The sequence below is a fragment of the Rhizobium sp. 268 genome, from assembly GCF_036571585.1.
GTDB classification, from domain to species: Bacteria; Pseudomonadota; Alphaproteobacteria; order Rhizobiales; family Rhizobiaceae; genus Rhizobium; species Rhizobium redzepovicii.
In genome coordinates this window covers 363,004-380,291 of record NZ_JAPPSO010000002.1, presented here as the reverse complement: position 1 = coordinate 380,291, position 17,288 = coordinate 363,004, and the positions used below count along the sequence as shown (strand labels likewise).

Below are 17,288 nucleotides of genomic sequence, written 5' to 3'. Positions count from 1 at the left end.
AGAATCGCGGATAATAACGGTTAGAAGGGCCTTTGATCCCGAAAATCGTTATCCGAAAGATTGCTGCCGATGAACGCTAATTTGACCGCCTTGAACAAGGCGCCGTTGCATTTCGAGGATCAGATCCTCGAACAGGGCGACGTGATTTCAAAGAAGCTGCATCTGCTCAGTGTGCAGCGCTTTCCGCCGAATGCGAAGAAGACGCTGCGCAACTTCTCCTTGGCGGAGGTCGCCAATTATGTCGGTGCCTCGCAAAGCACGCTGAAGAAGCTGCATCTCGAAGGCAAAGGGCCCTGCCCGCAGACCTCGCCTTCCGGTCGGCGCTCGTATAGCGCCGAGCAGATGCTTGAGCTGAGGCGCTATCTCGATGCCCACGGCCGGTCCGAGAGCCGCATGTATGTCCCCCAGCGCCGCGGCCACGAGAAGCTGCAGGTCATCGCGGTCGTCAATTTCAAGGGCGGCTCGGGCAAGACGACAACGGCGGCCCATCTTGCCCAGCATCTGGCGCTGACCGGCCACCGCGTGCTTGCCGTCGATCTCGATCCGCAGGCATCGCTGTCCTCGCTGCACGGTTTCCAGCCGGAGTTCGACCAGGCCTCGTCCCTTTATGAAGCGATCCGCTACGACGGCGAGAAGAAGCCGCTCTCTGACATCATCCATAAGACGAACTTTCCCGGCCTCGATATCGTGCCGGCCAATCTCGACCTGCAGGAATACGAATACGACACGCCGCTGGCGATGGCCGATAAGTCGAGCAATGACGGCAAGACCTTCTTCACCCGCATTTCGCGGGCGCTCGCCGAGGTCGATGACCGCTATGATGTCGTCGTTCTCGATTGCCCGCCGCAGCTCGGCTACCTCACGCTGACGGCGCTTACGGCGGCGACCAGCGTTTTGATCACCATCCATCCGCAGATGCTCGACGTCATGTCGATGGGCCAGTTCCTGCTGATGCTCGGCGGCATCCTGAAGCCGATCCGAGCGGCCGGAGCCGAAGTGAACCTCTCCTGGTACCGCTATCTCATCACCCGCTACGAGCCGACCGATGTGCCGCAGGCACAGATGGTCGGCTTCATGTCGACGATGTTCCACGAATTCATGCTGAAGCAGCAAATGGTCAAGTCGACGGCGATCTCGGATGCCGGGATTACCAAGCAGACGCTGTATGAGGTCGAACGGTCGTCGATGAACCGGGGAACCTACGACCGGGCGCTGGAGGCGATGGATGCCGTCAACGTCGAGATCGCCGAGCTTATTCATCGGGCATGGGGGCGGTGAATTTGTCGGCTGACAAATTCACGGTTTCCTTGAACCGAATCAATTGATTGACCGCAATCGGAGGACGTGATGGCACGAAAGAATCTGCTGGAGGGGCTGGCCGACATGCCTGACGAGAATGCAGGCGCGCCGAACTATCCGATGCGCGGGGCGGGCCGGTCGCTCGTCCGCTCGCTGGACGAACTCGCCAAGCAGGCGGAAAAATTCCTGGAGGGCGAGGCGGTCGTCGATCTCGACCCCGATGTCGTCGAGGTCTCCTTCGTCAAGGATCGCCTGTCCGAGGATGACGAGGAATTCCGCGCGCTGGTCGAAGCGATCCGTGCGCGCGGGCAGGACACGCCCATTCTGGTGCGCCCCCACGCCAAGATCGACGGACACTATCAAGTGGTCTTCGGCCACCGGCGGCTGCGTGCCGCCCGCGAGCTCGGCCGTAATGTCAGGGCCGTTGTCAAAGCGATCGACGACCGCACCCATGTCATCGCCCAGGGGCAGGAGAATTCGGCCCGCGCCGATCTTACCTTCATCGAACGGGCGCTCTTCGCCGGGCGGCTGGAAGAACTGGGATACGACAGGGAGGTCATTTCGACAGCCCTTGCCGCCAATGCGGCGTCGATCTCGAAAATGATATCGGTGATGGATCGCATCTCGCCGGAGGTCGTCCAGGCGATCGGCCCCGCACCTGGCATCGGCCGCGAACGCTGGGTGGAGTTGTCGCTGCTCGCCGGCAAATCGGCCAATGCAGCAAGCGTCGCCCAGGTCCTGCAGGACGACAGCTTTCATCAGTTGCCTTCCGACAAACGTTTCGAAACGCTCTATGCGGCGCTCAACAAAAGCGCGCGACCGGTGAAGAAGACGGCAGCGGCAAGGAAGGTGAAATGGCAGCCGCGAGACAAGGCGGTCCAGGCGGAAATGAAGAATGACGGCAAGGCGTTCTCGCTCTCGATGAAAGCGAGGAATGCCGGCCGCTTCGGGGAATTTCTCTCCAGCAGGCTGGATGCGCTCTATGAGCAATTCCTCGCCGAGGAGAGCAAACAAGGAGACTAAACCGCAAAAGAAAAAGGCCCCCAAACGACCTGAGTCGTGGAAGCCCTTCTCCTATCCTTAAGCAAGACAGAGAATCGCATTTTCACGAATCCCAGTCAAGAGTCCTGCAGCGCTGCGCGTGTCTTTTCAGACGCGTAAAAGACGCTCCAGCGCTCTTATCCTCGCATCGTTTCGGTGAGCGGATTTCTTTTGCCTGATGAGAGGTGAAGGAAATGGAGAGTGAATCTGCAACGACGCCCTTCGGGCGGCGGCCGATGTCGCTTGCCATGCTGCTGAAACAGCGGCGCGGCGAAGCGATCGCGGCCGGGACGACGCGCAACAAATGGAAACTGTTCCGATCTGTCTGCGAAGCCCGGGCAGGACTCGACGTAACCGACCGGGCGCTGACAGTGCTCGATGCGCTGCTGAGTTTTTATCCGCAGGACGAACTCTCCAGCGAAGGCGGGCTCGTGGTCTTTCCCTCGAACATGCAGCTTTCGCTGAGAGCACGCGGCATGGCCGCCGCCACGTTGCGCCGGCACCTCGCCGTGCTTGTCGAGGCCGGCCTCATCTCCCGCAAAGACAGCCCGAACGGCAAGCGCTATATCAGGCGCAACAGGGAAGGCGGCATCGGCGAGGCCTACGGCTTCAGCCTGGCGCCGCTCCTTGCCCGCGCCGCCGAGATCGAAACGATCGCCGCACGCATTGCCGCCGACCGGCAGATGCTGCGGAGGATGAAGGAGCGGCTGACCATCTGCCGTCGCGACATCGCCAAGCTCATTTCCGCGGCCATTGAGGAAGCGGTTCCCGGCGACTGGGAGCGCATCGCTTCGACGTTCCAGGCGCTGTTGCAGGGCATTCCGAGAGCGGCAAAGCTCGAATACCTCGGGCCAATCCTCGATGAGCTTGAGACGATCCGCCTAGGCATCATCAACACATTGGAATTGCAAGGTAAAATTCAGATAGCGAGCACCAATGAATCCCAGATTGAGCACCACATACAGAATTCGAATCCCGAATCCCCATCTGAATCTGAACCGGGCTTGGAAACCGGGCAGGAGGCGAATCGACGTTGCGAACCGAGGCCAGGGCTGGAAAGGCGCGAACCGGGAATGGCCGGCGAGGATGGGGAGGGATGGCGGGCCATTGTCCGGACGCATGCCGGGAAATTGAAATCCTTCCCGCTTGGCATGGTCCTCCAGGCCTGCCCTGATATCATCGACTACGGGCCGGGCGGCACGATCGCCAGCTGGCGGGATCTGATGATGGCGGCGGCCGTCGTGCGCTCGATGCTGGGCGTCAGCCCTTCGGCCTATGAGGAAGCAGCCTCGGTGATGGGGCCGGAGAGCGCCGCCACCGTCATGGCCTGCATTCTGCAGAGGGGAGGGCACATCAACTCCGCCGGCGGCTACCTCAGGGATCTCGCCCAGCGCGCCGAACGGAGCGAGTTCACGCTCGGCCCGATGCTGATGGCGCTGTTGCGGGCAAAGGAGCGGTTTTCAGACGGGCCGGCGCATAGGCCAGAGATAGGAACAGATCTCGTTCAGGCAGCGTCGCGATAGGGTCGTGCGCCGGGCTCGGTCCCGCCCAGTTCGAACTGGGTGACCAGGTCGCGCAGGCGCTCCGCCTCGCCAGCGAGCGTGACGCTGGCGGCGGTGGTTTCCTCCACCATCGCGGCGTTCTGCTGGGTCACCTGGTCGAGTTGGTGCATGGCGGAATTGACTTCCGACAGGCTGGTGGCCTGTTCGCGCGCCGAGCCCTCTAGCGCTTCCATGCGCTGGTTGATATCGACGATGAAGCGGCCGATGTCGCCAAGTGCTGCGCCGGTCTGGTTGACCAGCTCGACGCCGCCGGCGACCTTGGCGGATGCCCGACCGATCAGTTCCTTGATCTCCTTGGCGGCTTGGGCCGAACGCTGTGCCAGTTCGCGCACCTCCTGGGCGACGACGGCAAAACCCTTGCCGGCCTCGCCGGCGCGGGCAGCCTCGACGCCGGCATTGAGCGCCAGCAGGTTGGTCTGGAAGGCGATCTGGTCGATGACGGCGATGATATTGTTGATCTGCCTGGACGATTCCTCGATCTGGCCCATGGCATCCACCGTCTGGGCCACCACTTTGCCCGATGCGAGGGCGCTGCGATTGGCGTCGTCGGCGACCCCTCGGGCCTCTTTGGCAATCTCGAAGGCTTCGGTGACCTTGGCTGTGACGGCGTTCAGCGCCGCAGCGGTCTGTTCCAGCGTGGCCGCCTGCCGTTCGGTGCGGCCGGAGAGTTCGTTGGAGCCGTTGCTGATCTCGCGGGTGCCGGAATTGATGATCGACACACTTTCGGAGACGGAGAGCAGCGTCCCGCCGAGCTGCTCGACGGAAGCGTTAAAATCATGTCTCAGCGGTTCGAATTCCGGCGCGAACCGCTCCGAAAGCTTGAAGGCGAGATCGCCCGCCGCGAGCCGCTTCAGCCCGGCTGCCAGCCCCGATGTGGCGACCGTCAGCCGCTCGGCCGCGCTCCGTTCGGCCTGCTCCTGGTCGACCAGCCGGTTTGCTTCAGCCAGTCGCCGGTTCTCCTCGGCCTCGCTTTCGAGCCGGGTGCGGGCGATGGCATTCTGACGGAAGACTTCCACCGACCCGGCCATCATGCCGATCTCGTCGCGGCGCCCGGCATAGGGGATTGCCTTGTCGGTTTCGCCACTCGCGAGCGCCTGCATGGAGTGGGTAATGCGCTGGATCGGGCGCGACACATGCCGGGCGATCGCGATCAGAATGCCGAGGCCGATAATGGCGGCGAGGCCCGCCAGTGCCAGTTCGATTTCGATTTTCGTCTCGAGCGCGCTGCCCGCTTCGGCGACACTCTCGGTGGCGATCTTGTCGACGATGGCGTTGACGGCGGCAATGCCGGTCAGTATCGCCTGCTGCGAGCGCGCCAGCTTTTCGGTGGTCGGCACTTCATCCGCCGGCTGCAGGCCGAGGCTGACCTTGACGTCTTTTTCCCAGACATCATGCGCCTGGCGCAGCGAGCGCGCGCCCTCGGTCAAGGACGCTGCAAGATCGATACCGCCGAGCTCGTCGAGCGATTGCGTCAGCGCGCCGTTGCTTTCGTCGAATTCCGTCTTGACCTCGGCCGCCGAGACGAAATTGGTCATCGACAGCACCCGGTCGACGACCGATGTCGCTTGCCTGAACTGCTGTTCGATATGGGCGGAGGCCAGCTTGGCGTTCACCGCCTGCTCCACCACCGCGGCGACCCGGGTCTGGCCGGTGACCGATTGGTAGCCGATCAGGAATGCGCTGCCGAAGCCGACGACGATCGTTGCCACCATGGGCACGAGAATCTGCATGCGTATGGAGAGTTTCATTGCCTGCACCTCAGTTTGGCAGCGTCGGCAAGGGGATGTCTTGCTTTTCCGCGGTCAAAGTTCCCAGAAAGGCGACCAGATCCTTGCTCTCCTCTTCCGTCAGCAGGAAGGGCGACATCGCCGGATCGAGTGACGGACGGCTGACGCCGCCGCTTTCATAGTGGGTGATCACCTCGTCCATGCTCTTCAGGCTGCCGTCATGCATATAGGGACCACGGTAGAGCGTATTGCGCAGGCCCGGCGTCTTGAAGGCATATTTATTGCCGGGGCTGCTCGGATCGATCTTGTAGCGGCCGATATCGTCGCTCGGCAGGCCGATGTCATGGAACTTGTTGTCGGTGAAATTCCAGCCGGAATGGCAGGCGGAACAGCCGGCTGTGCCGGTGAACAACTCGAAGCCCCGCTTGGCGCTGTCGGAGACCGCCTTCTCGTCGCCATCAACCCAGCGGTCGAAGGGCGACCAGTTGGAAACCACCGTCCGCTCATAGGTGGCGATGGCCGTCAGCAGCGTCTCCTTGCTGATGCCCTGGTCCGGGAAGACCTCGCCGAACCACTTCTTGTAGTCGGGTATGTCATGCATTTCACTCACGGCATCGTCGAGCTTGCCATTCATTTCGGCGGCAGCGGTGATCGGGCCCGCCGCCTGCTGCTCCAGGTTCGGCGCGCGACCGTCCCAGAAGAAAGGCGAGACCCAGGCAACGTTCAGAACCGTCGGTGCCTGGCGCCCGAGCGCGGTATTAGCCGCGCCGATCGGCGTCTTCACAGGCGTCTCGAAGCCGAAGGACGGGTTGTGACAGCTGGCGCAGGTCATATTCTTATTGCCGGAAAGCCTGGGATCGAAGAACAGCATCTTGCCGAGCGTCGCCAGTTGAGGGGAATAGGCCGTCACCCCTTCGAAAGGCACGGTCAGCGGCCGTTTATAGGCGGAAAGATCGGCAGCCGCGCCGGGTTGGATTGCGGCCAATGCGAAGAGGGAAGCTGCAATCAGGAGACGCATCGTTCTAGCAAGTCCGGAGAAAGTTTCTGACTGATGCTAAAATTAGCGCAATTGCATTAATGGTATCTAAAGCAAAATATACTTGAGGCCGACGTGAAGGTTTTGCCGGCTGAAGTTGTATCGCAGATATTTATCCCTGCGAAATACAATAGCAGGTTACTATTCCTCCATTGCAGATGAAAGACGACGCGTTTTAGCCTCACCCTGCTCTGGCTGACGAACTTTTCCTATTGAGAAGGGCTGCGCGAATCTGTTCGTTCTTGCTCAACAGGGGAGGGGGAACTGGTGCAGGCTGCTCCGGCGCCTCGACCTTGCCATTATTCTGCTTGAGGCTGAGGAAGCGTTTTTGCGCGACCAGCCGGTCTTCCGAAGACAGCGCTTCGAAGGGCACGCCGTCCACGCCATGGCGCATGGAATCGGGCTGGGCGCTGGCGAAATAGTAGCGCCGGCAATGGACATAGGCGGCGGTCGCGCGTCTCAGCGTCGTCACGCCCGCGTCGGCCTTCAGGAGCGGGCGCAATTCGTTGAAGAGGCCGACGGCAAAAGGGAGGATCGGATCTCCGGGCTTCGCCGGAAGCACGCCGACCGGCCGGATCAACAGCGTGTTTATTGCGTTTGCCTTCTCGACGTCGAGCTCGGTTGCCGCAATCGGCCCGCGGCTGATCTTCCAAGGTTCCATGTATCCTCCATAGCGACCGACTGTAATGGTATCTTGACGGACTGGGGCAATAGCGTTGCGGCTCGCATATTGCCAGCCCCGCTGCAAGCTGCCAATTCCGGGCGGATATAGGCCGGCCTTATCGGCCTGCCATTGCATCTAATCGTTTTTATCGCGGAATATCCATTGACCTCCAGCATCGATTACACTTCTTATCCGCGCCCAAGATGAGTGACCGGCCGCGGGGAGGATATATGCGGGTTTTCTCGAGCATAGACGAGCTGCGCCACACGCTCGATGCGCTGAAGCGCCAGGGACGCACCGTCGGTCTGGTGCCGACGATGGGCTATCTCCATGCCGGTCATATGGAGCTCGTATCGCGCGCACGGGCCGAGAACGATCTCGTCGTCGTCTCGATCTTCGTCAATCCGCTGCAGTTCGGTCCGGCCGAAGATCTCAGCAAATATCCACGCGATCTGGGGCGCGATTCGGCCATGCTCAAGCAGGCCGGCGTCAATTTCCTGTTCGCTCCCGGCGTCGCGGACATGTATGCGCGCCCGATGAAAACCGTGGTCGACGTCCCCGAGCTAGGGCGGGAACTCGAAGGCGCGGTCAGGCCAGGGCATTTCGCCGGCGTCGCCACCGTCGTCTCCAAGCTCTTCAATATCGTGCAGCCGCAAACCGCCTATTTCGGGGAGAAGGATTACCAGCAGGTCGTCATCATCAAGCGCATGGTGGATGATCTGGCGGTGCCGGTGCGGGTGATATCGGTGCCGACCGTCAGGGATGCCGACGGCCTCGCATTGTCGTCGCGCAATGTCTATCTCAGTCCTGAGGAGCGCCGTGCCGCGGCAATCGTCCCGCAGACCCTCGACGAGGCCGAGCGCCTGATTGCCGACGGCCTCACGGATGCCAGGGAGTTGGAAGCAAAGCTCACGAAATTTCTCGGTCGCGAGCCTCTGGCAAAACCCGAAGTCGTCGCCGTCAGAGACGCCTCGACGCTTGAGCCGGTCAGCACGATCGAAGAGCCTGTCGTCGTGGCGCTTTTCGTTCGGTTCGGCTCGACGCGGCTTCTTGACAATCGAGTGGTCCGCAACAACCGGGTTGCCGGGGTTATCGGCGGGAAGGGCAAGCCGGGAAAGGGAGTGACGAAATGAGCGCCATCGGATCTCAAAAGCGTCTTACGCCGACCCGCATCTCAGCCATGAAGGGCGGCAAGCCGATCGTCTGCCTCACCGCCTATACGACGCCGATGGCGCGCCTGCTCGATGAGCATTGCGACCTGCTGCTGGTCGGGGATTCGCTCGGCATGGTGCTCTACGGCATGGAGACCACCCTCGGCGTCACGCTCGACATGATGATTGCCCACGGCAAGGCCGTGATGCGCGGCGTTAACAAGGCTTGCGTCGTCGTCGACATGCCGTTCGGCAGTTATCAGGAATCGAAGGAAGTGGCCTTCCGCAATGCCGTCCGCATCCTGCAGGAAACCGGCTGCGATGCCGTCAAGCTGGAAGGCGGCGAAGAGATGGCCGAGACCATTGCCTTTCTGACGAAGCGGGGCATCCCGGTCATGGGGCATATCGGCCTGATGCCGCAGCAGGTCCAAACCGCGGGAGGCTATCGCTCCGTCGGCCATTCCGAACACGAGACTTCGAAGATCCGGCGCGACGCGCATGCCATCGGCGGCTCGGGTGCCTTTGCCGTCGTCGTCGAAGGCACTGTAGAACCGCTCGCCCGGGAGGTCACGTCAGCCATCCACATACCGACCATTGGCATCGGCGCATCCTCCGCCTGCGACGGCCAGGTTCTGGTATCCGACGATATTCTGGGGCTGTTCAACGATTTCACGCCGCGTTTCGTCAAACGCTACGACGAACTCGGCAAGAGGATCGCAGCGGCCGTCTCCGCCTATGCCGACGAAGTCCGGTCGCGAAAGTTTCCGGCCGCGGAGCATACGTTCAAGCGCCGGTCCTGAGCAGGGACATCATCAGGTCCATCACCGCGCGAGCTGTCGTTCGCGCATGATATCGGCCGATCGGCGAACGGCCTCGGAGACCTGCAGCAGCTGTTTGGCCATCGGGGTCGAATTGCGCCAGACCATGCCGATCGTTCGCGATGGCTGCGGAGACTGGAAGCGGGAGATCGAAACCTGCGCCGAGCGCGTTTCCACGGGAACGGCCATCTCCGGGATCAAGGTGATGCCGATGCCGGCGCTGACCATTTGGACCAGGGTGGAGAGCGAGCTGCCTTCCATCACTTCGCGCGGGCGGGCCGAACCGATCTTGCAAAACGACAAGGCCTGATCGCGGAAGCAATGGCCCTCCTCGAGCAGCAGCAACCGCATTTCGCGCAGCGCCTCGCGTTCGGGCACCGGCTTGCCCTCGTCTTCGGGCCGCCGCACCAGCACGAACTCTTCCTTGAAGAGTTCGAGTTCGGTCAGCGATGGTTCCGACACGGGCAAGGCAACGATTGCCGTATCCAGCTGGCCTTGGGTAAGTTCGTGAACAAGCTTTGCCGTCTGCGTCTCGCGCACCTCGATCTGAATTCCGGCGAAAGTTTCGTTCAGATCGTTTATGATAATCGGCAGCAGATAAGGCGCAATGGTCGGTATGATGCCGACGCGCAGCCGCGACAGGAAGGAGTGGCGAGAGGCGCGCGCCAGCTCCCCCAGTTCGTCCACGCCGCGCAGGATCTCGCGGACCTTGAGAGCGAAGGTCTGGCCGAAGGCCGTCAGCTTTACTTCGCGCGCGCTGCGCTCGAAAAGCTCGCTGCCCAACTCCTGCTCAAGTTCTTTGATCTGCATTGAGAGTGCCGGCTGGGAGATGGCGCAGGCCTCGGCAGCGCGCCGGAAGCGGCCATCCCTTGCCAGGGCTTCAAAATAACGCAGCTGTTTCAGGGTCAGGTTCTTCATAAGCTAAGCTTATCGCAGCAATCAGGAAATCCAACTTAAAATTATCATATGCTTCCGATATGAAGACAGCAAGGAGAGCGGGGGCGCCCACTCGGCAACGTTTGAATGGCAGACAGATCAAGCAATGAAGGAGACAATCATGGACAACCCCACGGACAGCACAGGCAAATGTCCCGTTGCACATCACAAGGCTCCAGCCGGCCGGTCGAACCGCGACTGGTGGCCGAACCAGCTGAACGTGCAGATGCTTCACCACAACTCCGGCCGCGCCGACCCGCTCGGCCAGGCCTTCGACTATGCCGAGGAATTCAAAAAGCTCGATCTCCAGGCGCTGAAGCAGGATCTTACCGCGCTGATGACCGATTCGCAGGACTGGTGGCCGGCCGACTTCGGTCACTACGGCGGCCTCTTCATCCGCATGGCCTGGCATAGCGCCGGCACCTACCGTATCACCGACGGGCGCGGCGGCGCCGGCCAAGGCCAGCAGCGTTTTGCGCCGCTCAACAGCTGGCCTGACAATGCCAACCTCGACAAGGCCCGCCGCCTGCTCTGGCCGATCAAGCAGAAATACGGCAACCGCATCTCCTGGGCTGACCTTCTGATCCTCACCGGCAATGTCGCCCTGGAATCCATGGGCTTCAAGACCTTCGGCTTCGCCGGCGGCCGCGCCGATGTCTGGGAGCCGGAAGAGCTCTACTGGGGTCCCGAGGGCACCTGGCTCGGCGACGAGCGCTACAGCGGTGAACGCCAGCTGGCAGAACCGCTCGGGGCCGTGCAGATGGGCCTCATCTACGTCAATCCGGAAGGCCCGGGCGGCAATCCCGATCCGATCGCTTCGGCGCGCGACATCCGCGAAACCTTTGCCCGCATGGCGATGAACGACGAAGAGACCGTGGCGCTGATCGCCGGCGGCCACACCTTCGGCAAGACGCACGGCGCCGGCGACCCGTCCCTGATCGGCGCCGAGCCGGAAGGCGGCGCGATCGAGGATCAGGGCCTGGGCTGGAAGAGCTCGTTCGGCTCCGGCGTCGGCAAGGATGCCATCACCGCTGGCCTCGAAGTCACCTGGTCGCAGACGCCGACCAAGTGGAGCAACTACTTCTTCGAAAACCTCTTCGCCTTCGAGTGGGAGCTGACGACGAGCCCGGCCGGCGCGAAGCAGTGGCAGGCCAAGAACGCCGAAGCCTCGATTCCGGATGCTTACGAGGCCGGCAAGAAGCATCTGCCGACCATGCTGACCAGCGACCTGGCGCTGCGTTTCGATCCGGTCTACGAGAAGATCTCGCGCCGGTTCCTCGAAAATCCGGCTGAATTCGCCGACGCTTTCGCCCGCGCCTGGTTCAAGCTGACCCACCGCGACATGGGACCGAAGGTGCGCTATCTCGGCCCGGAAGTTCCGGCGGAAGATCTGATCTGGCAAGACGTAATCCCGGCCGTCGATCATCCGCTCGTCGACGACAAGGACATCGCCGAGTTGAAGGCAAAAGTACTGGCAACCGGCCTTGGCGTGCAGGAACTGGTCTCCACCGCCTGGGCTTCCGCCTCGACCTTCCGCGGCTCCGACAAGCGCGGCGGCGCCAACGGCGCGCGCATCCGCCTCGCCCCGCAGAAGGACTGGGAAGCAAACCAGCCGGCCCAGCTCGCCAAGGTGCTTGGTGTTCTCGAAGGCATCCGGACGGACTTCAACGCCGCTCAGACCGGCGGTAAGAAGATCTCGCTCGCCGACCTGATCGTCCTTGCCGGTGCAGCCGGCGTCGAAAAGGCGGCAACGGCCGGCGGTCAGTCCGTCAGCGTGCCGTTTACGCCTGGCCGCACGGACGCCTCCGAGGCGCAGACCGATGCGCATTCCTTCGCAGCGCTCGAGCCGCGGATCGATGGCTTCCGTAACTATGTGAACGGCAAGCGCCTGCAGTTCATGAAACCTGAGGAAGCGCTCGTCGATCGCGCCCAGCTGCTGACGCTGACCGGCCCCGAAATGACCGTTCTCGTCGGCGGCCTGCGCGTCCTGAAGGTCGGCCAGCCGGAACATGGCGTCTTCACCTCGCGTCCGGAAACGCTGACGAACGACTTCTTCGTCAACCTGCTCGACATGGGTACCCAGTGGGTTCCTGCCGCCGGCCAAGAAGGCGTCTATGAAGGCCGTGACCGCAAGACGGGTGCCGCCAAGTGGACCGGCACCCGCGTCGACCTGATCTTCGGCTCGCACTCGCAGCTTCGCGCCTTTGCCGAAGTCTACGGCCAGGCCGACGCCAAGGAGAAGTTCGTCAAGGACTTCGTCGCCGCCTGGAACAAGGTCATGAACGCCGACCGCTTCGACCTCGTCTGATCGGAAGCATTCGCCCGGGCGCCGTTTCGACCGCGCCCGGGCGTTTTTTTGAATAGCTTCAAATGGAAACAGCGCCCAAGTCCCCTCGCCACCGTGCGGAACTTTCCGGCGATGAACGCATCCTCGGCAGTGAGATAGCGCAAAGCGCCATCCTCCATCGCTCCTGATCTTGAGCGCGCAGGCCAAAGGCCGAAGAGACCGACACCCGCCCGTCAGGCGAGCAGCACCTTGCCGCCCGCCCGGAAGGGAAGCGCGCATTGCAGCGCATCGCCGATATTTTCAAGAGGAAAGACTTCCCGCACCTCGGTCGCGATCACCTTCGCAACGATCTGCGCCGCCACTTCGGAATAGGCGCGCTGGACCTCGCCCATGTCTTCGGAATGAACCCATTCCCGGAGATGGAAAAAGGAAAAGATGATATCGGGATGGGCAGCCCAGAAGGAATTCGGGATGCTTTGGCCCGAGAGCAGGCCGTAATGGACGAAGTGTCCGCCAGGTTTGAGCGCAGCAGCGAGGATTGAGGCGCGCGGGCCGCCGACGCAGTCGAGCACGGCGTCCAGCCCATGCCGACCGGCAAGCCCGGCGGCCAGATCGCCGTCCGCGCTGTCGACGATGACGGTCTCGAGCCTGCCGCTGAGTCGCGCGCGCGATTCCTCGCTGCGGACGATCGCCACCGGCTCGACGCCGACGGCATTCGCCAGACCGATCAGGATCGATCCGATCGAAGAGGCGGCGGCGTTGACGGCGATGCGCGTGCCCGGTTTCAGCCGGATCTTCTTGTGCAGCATCAGCCAGGCCGTCATCGGGTTGACGTAGCTCGTCGCCGCTTCGAAATCGGATAGCCCATCCGGAACACGAAGGCACCAGTTGGGATCGATATCCTTGAATTCCTGCCATCCCCCGGCGCTGCGCACCGGCAGCACGCGGGTGCCGGGCGCAAGCCCGTAAACGTCCTCACCGCAGGCGTCGACCACCCCGAAGGCTTCAAAGCCGGGGATGAAGGGCAGGGTCGTGCGTCCGGCATAGGCGCCTGAAATGGTGATGATATCGGAGGGATTGATCGACCGCGCCAAGAGCCGCACCCGGACCTGATCGCGGCGTAGCACCGGCAATGCGGCCCGCTCGATCCCGACGACATCCTGAGCCGGTCCGAATTTTCGCACGACCGCCTGATATTGCATTGCATCCCCCGGACAACAGCGGTTAGAACAGCCCACCAATTTTCGGTGATCGCATGAGTGTTGACGACAGGCCTTTAGCATCCTTCCGGGTCTCGATGCGAGACATCGACATCTATGGTCATGTCCATAACTCGGTTTACCTCGATTATTGCGAGGATGCGGTCGTCGAGTTCCTGCGGCACCGGGAAATTCTCAGCCACTTCCGCCACACCTCCTCGGGCGTTGCCTATCACGTGAAGAAGGCCGAGATCACTTTTCACAATCCCATCGACGTCGACGACGTCGTCGAAGCCAAGGTGACGGTCGAGAAAATCGGGCGCACGAGCCTCTCTTTCGCGATCGAACTTTTTCGCCAGCGCGATGGCGCCCATTGCGCCTCGGCCGGATTCGTCTGGGTCTGCGTCGGCCTCTCCGACAGCCGCCCGACGCCGATCCCCGACGCCACCAGGGCAGCTTTGGGCTGACGGCCGATCTTCAAACCAGCGGGTGTCCATGCCGATCCATGCAGAGCTTCTTCGACATGCAACGGAAAGGCCGGATCAGCCGGCCCTGGCGATCGACGGCCGCTCCCTGAGCTACGGCGAACTCCATTTACGCGCCAACGCGATTTACCGCTTTCTCCAGGAAGTGCCGCGCTCGCCCCGTCGCACGCTCGATCTGCCCGGCGTGGAGAGACTTGCGGCCCTCAGCCTCGGCAACCACATCGGCTTCGCCGAATATTTCATCGCCGCCACCGCCTCGCCGCATACCTGCGCGGTGATCGACCCGATGATGCCGCCTGAGAGAATCGAGCGCATCATCGAGCGGCTGGCGCCTGACGTGCTTGTCGTCGACGACGATAGCGGCCCAAGCGCCGAGATCGGCCGCAGGCTCGGTATCTCAGTCATCACCGCCGGAGCCGAGCCCTTCGATCTCGCCGCGACGGAAGGCGAGCTGCCTGGAGAGGCCGAGGGGATTTTCCTGATCGGCTTTACTTCGGGCACCACCGCCGAGCCGAAAGCCTATTATCGCTCGCGCGAGCAGTGGCGCCGGAGCCTCGATCGTGGCCGCATGGTTTTCGAACTCGAAGGCGCGCCGTCCACAATGTGCCCCGGCGCCTTGGCGCATGGCCTCGCGCTTTACGCCATGGTCGAAGCCTTGGATGCCGGCGGCACCTTCCATTCAGTGAGGAAATGGGATGCCGCTGCCGTTGCGCGCATTCTCTCTGCCGAAGCGATCGAACGGCTGGTCGCCGTGCCCACCCATATAGCGGGCATTGCGAGAGCCTGGGCTGGCGAACAGCCTCTGACCTCCCTGCGCGACGTTCTGACTGCCGGCGCGAAACTGGACGTGAACGGCGTCGAAGCCATGCGTCGCCTTTTCCCGAAGGCGCGCATCCGCGAATATTACGGCGCATCCGAGATTGGTTTCATGACCGTCTCCACCCTTGTCGGCGGCGCGGTCGATTTTCCGATCGACCGCGTGGGCCAGGCCTATCCCGGCGTCGAGATTTCCATTCGCGACCCTGATGAAAACGACGTCGGCACCGATGTGCCGGGCACCATCTTCGTCAGGAGCGACCTGATCGCCGACGGCTATCTCTGGGGCGACGACGGTCAGGCGTTCCGGGTCACACCGGTTGGCGCCACCGTCGGCGATCTCGGTGAAATCGACGCCAATGGCATGCTGCGGGTGATCGGCCGGGCAGGCGGCATGATGATTTCAGGCGGCAACAACGTCTATCCCGCCGAAGTCGAGAGCGCGCTGAAAACCTGCCCCGGCGTCGAAGAAGCCGTCGTCTTCGGCCTGCCGGATGACTATTACGGCCAACGGATCGTCGCCGTCGTCTCCGGCGAGGCGATCGATGCGAAAATGCTGGCCGAGGATTGCGCCAGCAAGCTTGCCAGGTTCAAGATCCCCAGGCAATTCTACCATATCGCCTCCTGGCCGATGACGAGCAGCGGCAAGATTTCCAGGGGCCAGGTGGAAGCAGCGGTCATTTCGGGAGACGGCCTTGTCCTACGCCTATCAGCCTGACGAGGATTGGCAGCCGGTCGTGGTTGCCGCCTACCGCACGCCGATCGGCCGGGCCTTCGGTTCGCTTGCGACGGTCGCCGCCGAAGACCTGCTTGCGGCGATCATCCGCCGGATCGTTGCCGAAACCGGCATCGCGCCGGACGATATAGACGACGTGCTGGTCGGCAATGCCGCCGGCGGCGGCGGCAATATCGGCCGGCTGGCCGCCCTCACCGCCGGCCTGCCGTTGTCCGTTCCCGGTGTCGCCGTCGACCGGCAATGCGGCTCGGGCCTGGAAGCGATCATCATGGCCGCCCGCCTGATCCAGGCGAAAGCCGGCGCCTGTTTTCTCGCCGGCGGCGTTGAGAGCGTCAGCACCGCGCCGTGGCGCGTCGAACGGCCGAAAGCCAATGGGGCGCTGCCGCGCTTTTATGGCCGCGCCCGCTTTTCCCCCGAAACGGTCGGCGACCCCGAGATGGGCATTGCCGCTGAAAACGTCGCCCGCCAATTCGCCATCGCACGCCAGAGGCAGGACGAATTCGCGCTCCGCAGCCACTGGCTCGCTGTCGCGGCCGCCGAGGCAGGCCTCTTTCAGCCGGAGATCGTCGACATCTCCACCACCCACGGACTGGTGGAACGCGACGAATGCCTGCGCCCCTCCACATCGCTTGAGGCGCTCGCAAATCTCCGGCCGGTCTTTCTCCGCGACGGTTCGGTGACAGCAGGCAATGCCTGCCCGCTGAATGACGGCGCCTGCCTGGTGCTGGTCATGAGCCGTGGAATGGCCAAAAGCCTCGGCATCGGCAAGGGCCTCGCCCTCATCGACAGTGCTGCGGCCGGCGTCGATCCCAATCTGCTCGGCATCGGCCCCGTCGCCTCGACCAAAAAGCTGCTGCGGCGTCAGCCCGGGCTCTCGCTCGCCAGCATCGATGCCATCGAATTCAACGAGGCCTTCGCCGCCCAGGTTCTGGCATCGCTGGATCAGCTCGACATCCCTGCCGACACGGTCAACAGGGAGGGCGGCGCCATTGCTTTGGGCCACCCCTTCGGCGCATCCGGCGCGATCCTGGTTACGAGACTGTACAGTCAGTTGGTCCGCGCCGGCGTTCCCGGCGCCACCGGCCTCGCCATGATCGGCATCGGCGGCGGCATCGGACTGACGGCACTGTTCGAGTCTGTCGCGCTTTCCTGAGAAGGACCGCCTGCATCGGCTGGCAGTAAAAGACGGAGAGAGGGATGGGCGACGTTAGCCCCACCCTCCGTCCTGCTCGGCCTTGAGCCGAGCATCCACACCGCATCCACCGGCAGCCGTGGCATGGGTCCTCGGCGCAAGGCCTGGGATGACGGAGAGTGGGGTTGGCTTCTCGCCAAACTCCGCCGGAACCATCCAGCCGCCCCACCTCCGTCCCTTGCAACACCTGACGACGCAGGTCTCCTTCCATCCCGGCCGAACGGCCCGATCCTAGGGCGAGCCGCCCTACTGCCTTGGCATAGGACGACAGCGACCGAGGGAGAATGGTTCGGCCTGACGATCCGGCGCATTCTCCCGTCCATCGGCTGCGGCCGGCCG

The 17,288-nt window shown here is 62.9% G+C and carries 14 protein-coding genes; 9 read left to right on the top strand and 5 right to left on the bottom strand.

What is annotated here, in order from left to right; genetic code table 11:
- The first annotated feature begins 69 nt into the window (after positions 1-69).
- The 3 genes from repA (at position 70) to repC (ending at position 3,863) form a co-directional block, all read left to right on the top strand.
- Positions 70-1,278 (top strand): plasmid partitioning protein RepA, encoded by a 1,209-nt coding sequence (gene repA, locus OS035_RS05195; protein ID WP_310804464.1) that lies wholly within the window; start codon positions 70-72, stop codon positions 1,276-1,278.
- A 69-nt stretch (positions 1,279-1,347) separates the two neighbouring features.
- Positions 1,348-2,322, top strand: coding sequence for a plasmid partitioning protein RepB (gene repB / locus OS035_RS05190; protein WP_097624266.1), 975 nt, complete (start codon positions 1,348-1,350; stop codon positions 2,320-2,322).
- A gap of 212 nt (positions 2,323-2,534) precedes the next feature.
- Positions 2,535-3,863: a plasmid replication protein RepC gene (gene repC, locus OS035_RS05185; RefSeq protein WP_331813424.1), complete on the top strand. Its 1,329-nt coding sequence runs from the start codon at positions 2,535-2,537 to the stop codon at positions 3,861-3,863.
- Here the strand turns inward: repC and OS035_RS05180 are convergent.
- From OS035_RS05180 to OS035_RS05170, 3 genes are all read right to left on the bottom strand, one after another.
- Positions 3,845-5,650, bottom strand: coding sequence for a methyl-accepting chemotaxis protein (locus OS035_RS05180; RefSeq protein WP_275617507.1), 1,806 nt, complete (start codon positions 5,648-5,650; stop codon positions 3,845-3,847). The two genes, repC and OS035_RS05180, sit on opposite strands and share 19 nt — an antisense overlap.
- Positions 5,651-5,660: 10 nt before the next feature.
- Positions 5,661-6,647, bottom strand: coding sequence for a cytochrome-c peroxidase (locus OS035_RS05175; RefSeq protein WP_331813423.1), 987 nt, complete (start codon positions 6,645-6,647; stop codon positions 5,661-5,663).
- A 199-nt stretch (positions 6,648-6,846) separates the two neighbouring features.
- Positions 6,847-7,326 (bottom strand): ProQ/FINO family protein, encoded by a 480-nt coding sequence (locus tag OS035_RS05170; protein WP_131710675.1) that lies wholly within the window; start codon positions 7,324-7,326, stop codon positions 6,847-6,849.
- A 233-nt stretch (positions 7,327-7,559) separates the two neighbouring features.
- On the opposite strand from OS035_RS05170, the gene panC reads away from it, so the two are divergent.
- Both panC and panB read left to right on the top strand, forming a co-directional pair.
- Complete coding sequence (panC, locus tag OS035_RS05165) at positions 7,560-8,462, top strand: pantoate--beta-alanine ligase (protein ID WP_331813422.1); 903 nt, start codon at positions 7,560-7,562, stop codon at positions 8,460-8,462.
- Entirely contained in the window at positions 8,459-9,280 is an 822-nt protein-coding gene (gene panB, locus OS035_RS05160) for a 3-methyl-2-oxobutanoate hydroxymethyltransferase (protein ID WP_097624260.1), read from the top strand. Before panC ends, panB begins: the two co-directional genes overlap by 4 nt.
- Before the next feature lie 21 nt (positions 9,281-9,301).
- On the opposite strand, the gene OS035_RS05155 is transcribed toward panB, so the two are convergent.
- A complete protein-coding gene (locus OS035_RS05155) occupies positions 9,302-10,216 on the bottom strand; it encodes a hydrogen peroxide-inducible genes activator (protein WP_097624259.1) in 915 nt (304 codons plus the stop codon).
- A gap of 139 nt (positions 10,217-10,355) precedes the next feature.
- On the opposite strand from OS035_RS05155, the gene katG reads away from it, so the two are divergent.
- The gene (gene katG, locus OS035_RS05150; protein ID WP_331813421.1) at positions 10,356-12,542 is read left to right on the top strand and encodes a catalase/peroxidase HPI; all 2,187 of its coding nucleotides are present in this window, start codon (positions 10,356-10,358) and stop codon (positions 12,540-12,542) included.
- Positions 12,543-12,754: 212 nt separating this feature from the next.
- Here katG and OS035_RS05145 read toward each other — a convergent pair whose 3' ends face one another.
- Entirely contained in the window at positions 12,755-13,723 is a 969-nt protein-coding gene (locus tag OS035_RS05145; RefSeq protein ID WP_183781597.1) for a zinc-dependent alcohol dehydrogenase family protein, read from the bottom strand.
- 53 nt (positions 13,724-13,776) lie between these two features.
- Between OS035_RS05145 and OS035_RS05140 the strand changes: the two genes are divergently transcribed.
- The 3 genes from OS035_RS05140 to OS035_RS05130 are packed head-to-tail and all read left to right on the top strand — an operon-like array spanning position 13,777 to position 16,910.
- Entirely contained in the window at positions 13,777-14,187 is a 411-nt protein-coding gene (locus OS035_RS05140; protein ID WP_097624256.1) for an acyl-CoA thioesterase, read from the top strand.
- A gap of 28 nt (positions 14,188-14,215) precedes the next feature.
- Positions 14,216-15,739 carry a class I adenylate-forming enzyme family protein gene (locus OS035_RS05135; RefSeq protein WP_097624255.1) on the top strand — a complete coding sequence of 508 codons (1,524 nt, stop codon included), beginning with the start codon at positions 14,216-14,218 and terminating at the stop codon, positions 15,737-15,739.
- Positions 15,717-16,910, top strand: coding sequence for a thiolase family protein (locus OS035_RS05130; protein ID WP_097624254.1), 1,194 nt, complete (start codon positions 15,717-15,719; stop codon positions 16,908-16,910). The genes OS035_RS05135 and OS035_RS05130 overlap by 23 nt, the downstream gene beginning before the upstream one ends.
- Positions 16,911-17,288 lie beyond the last annotated feature (378 nt).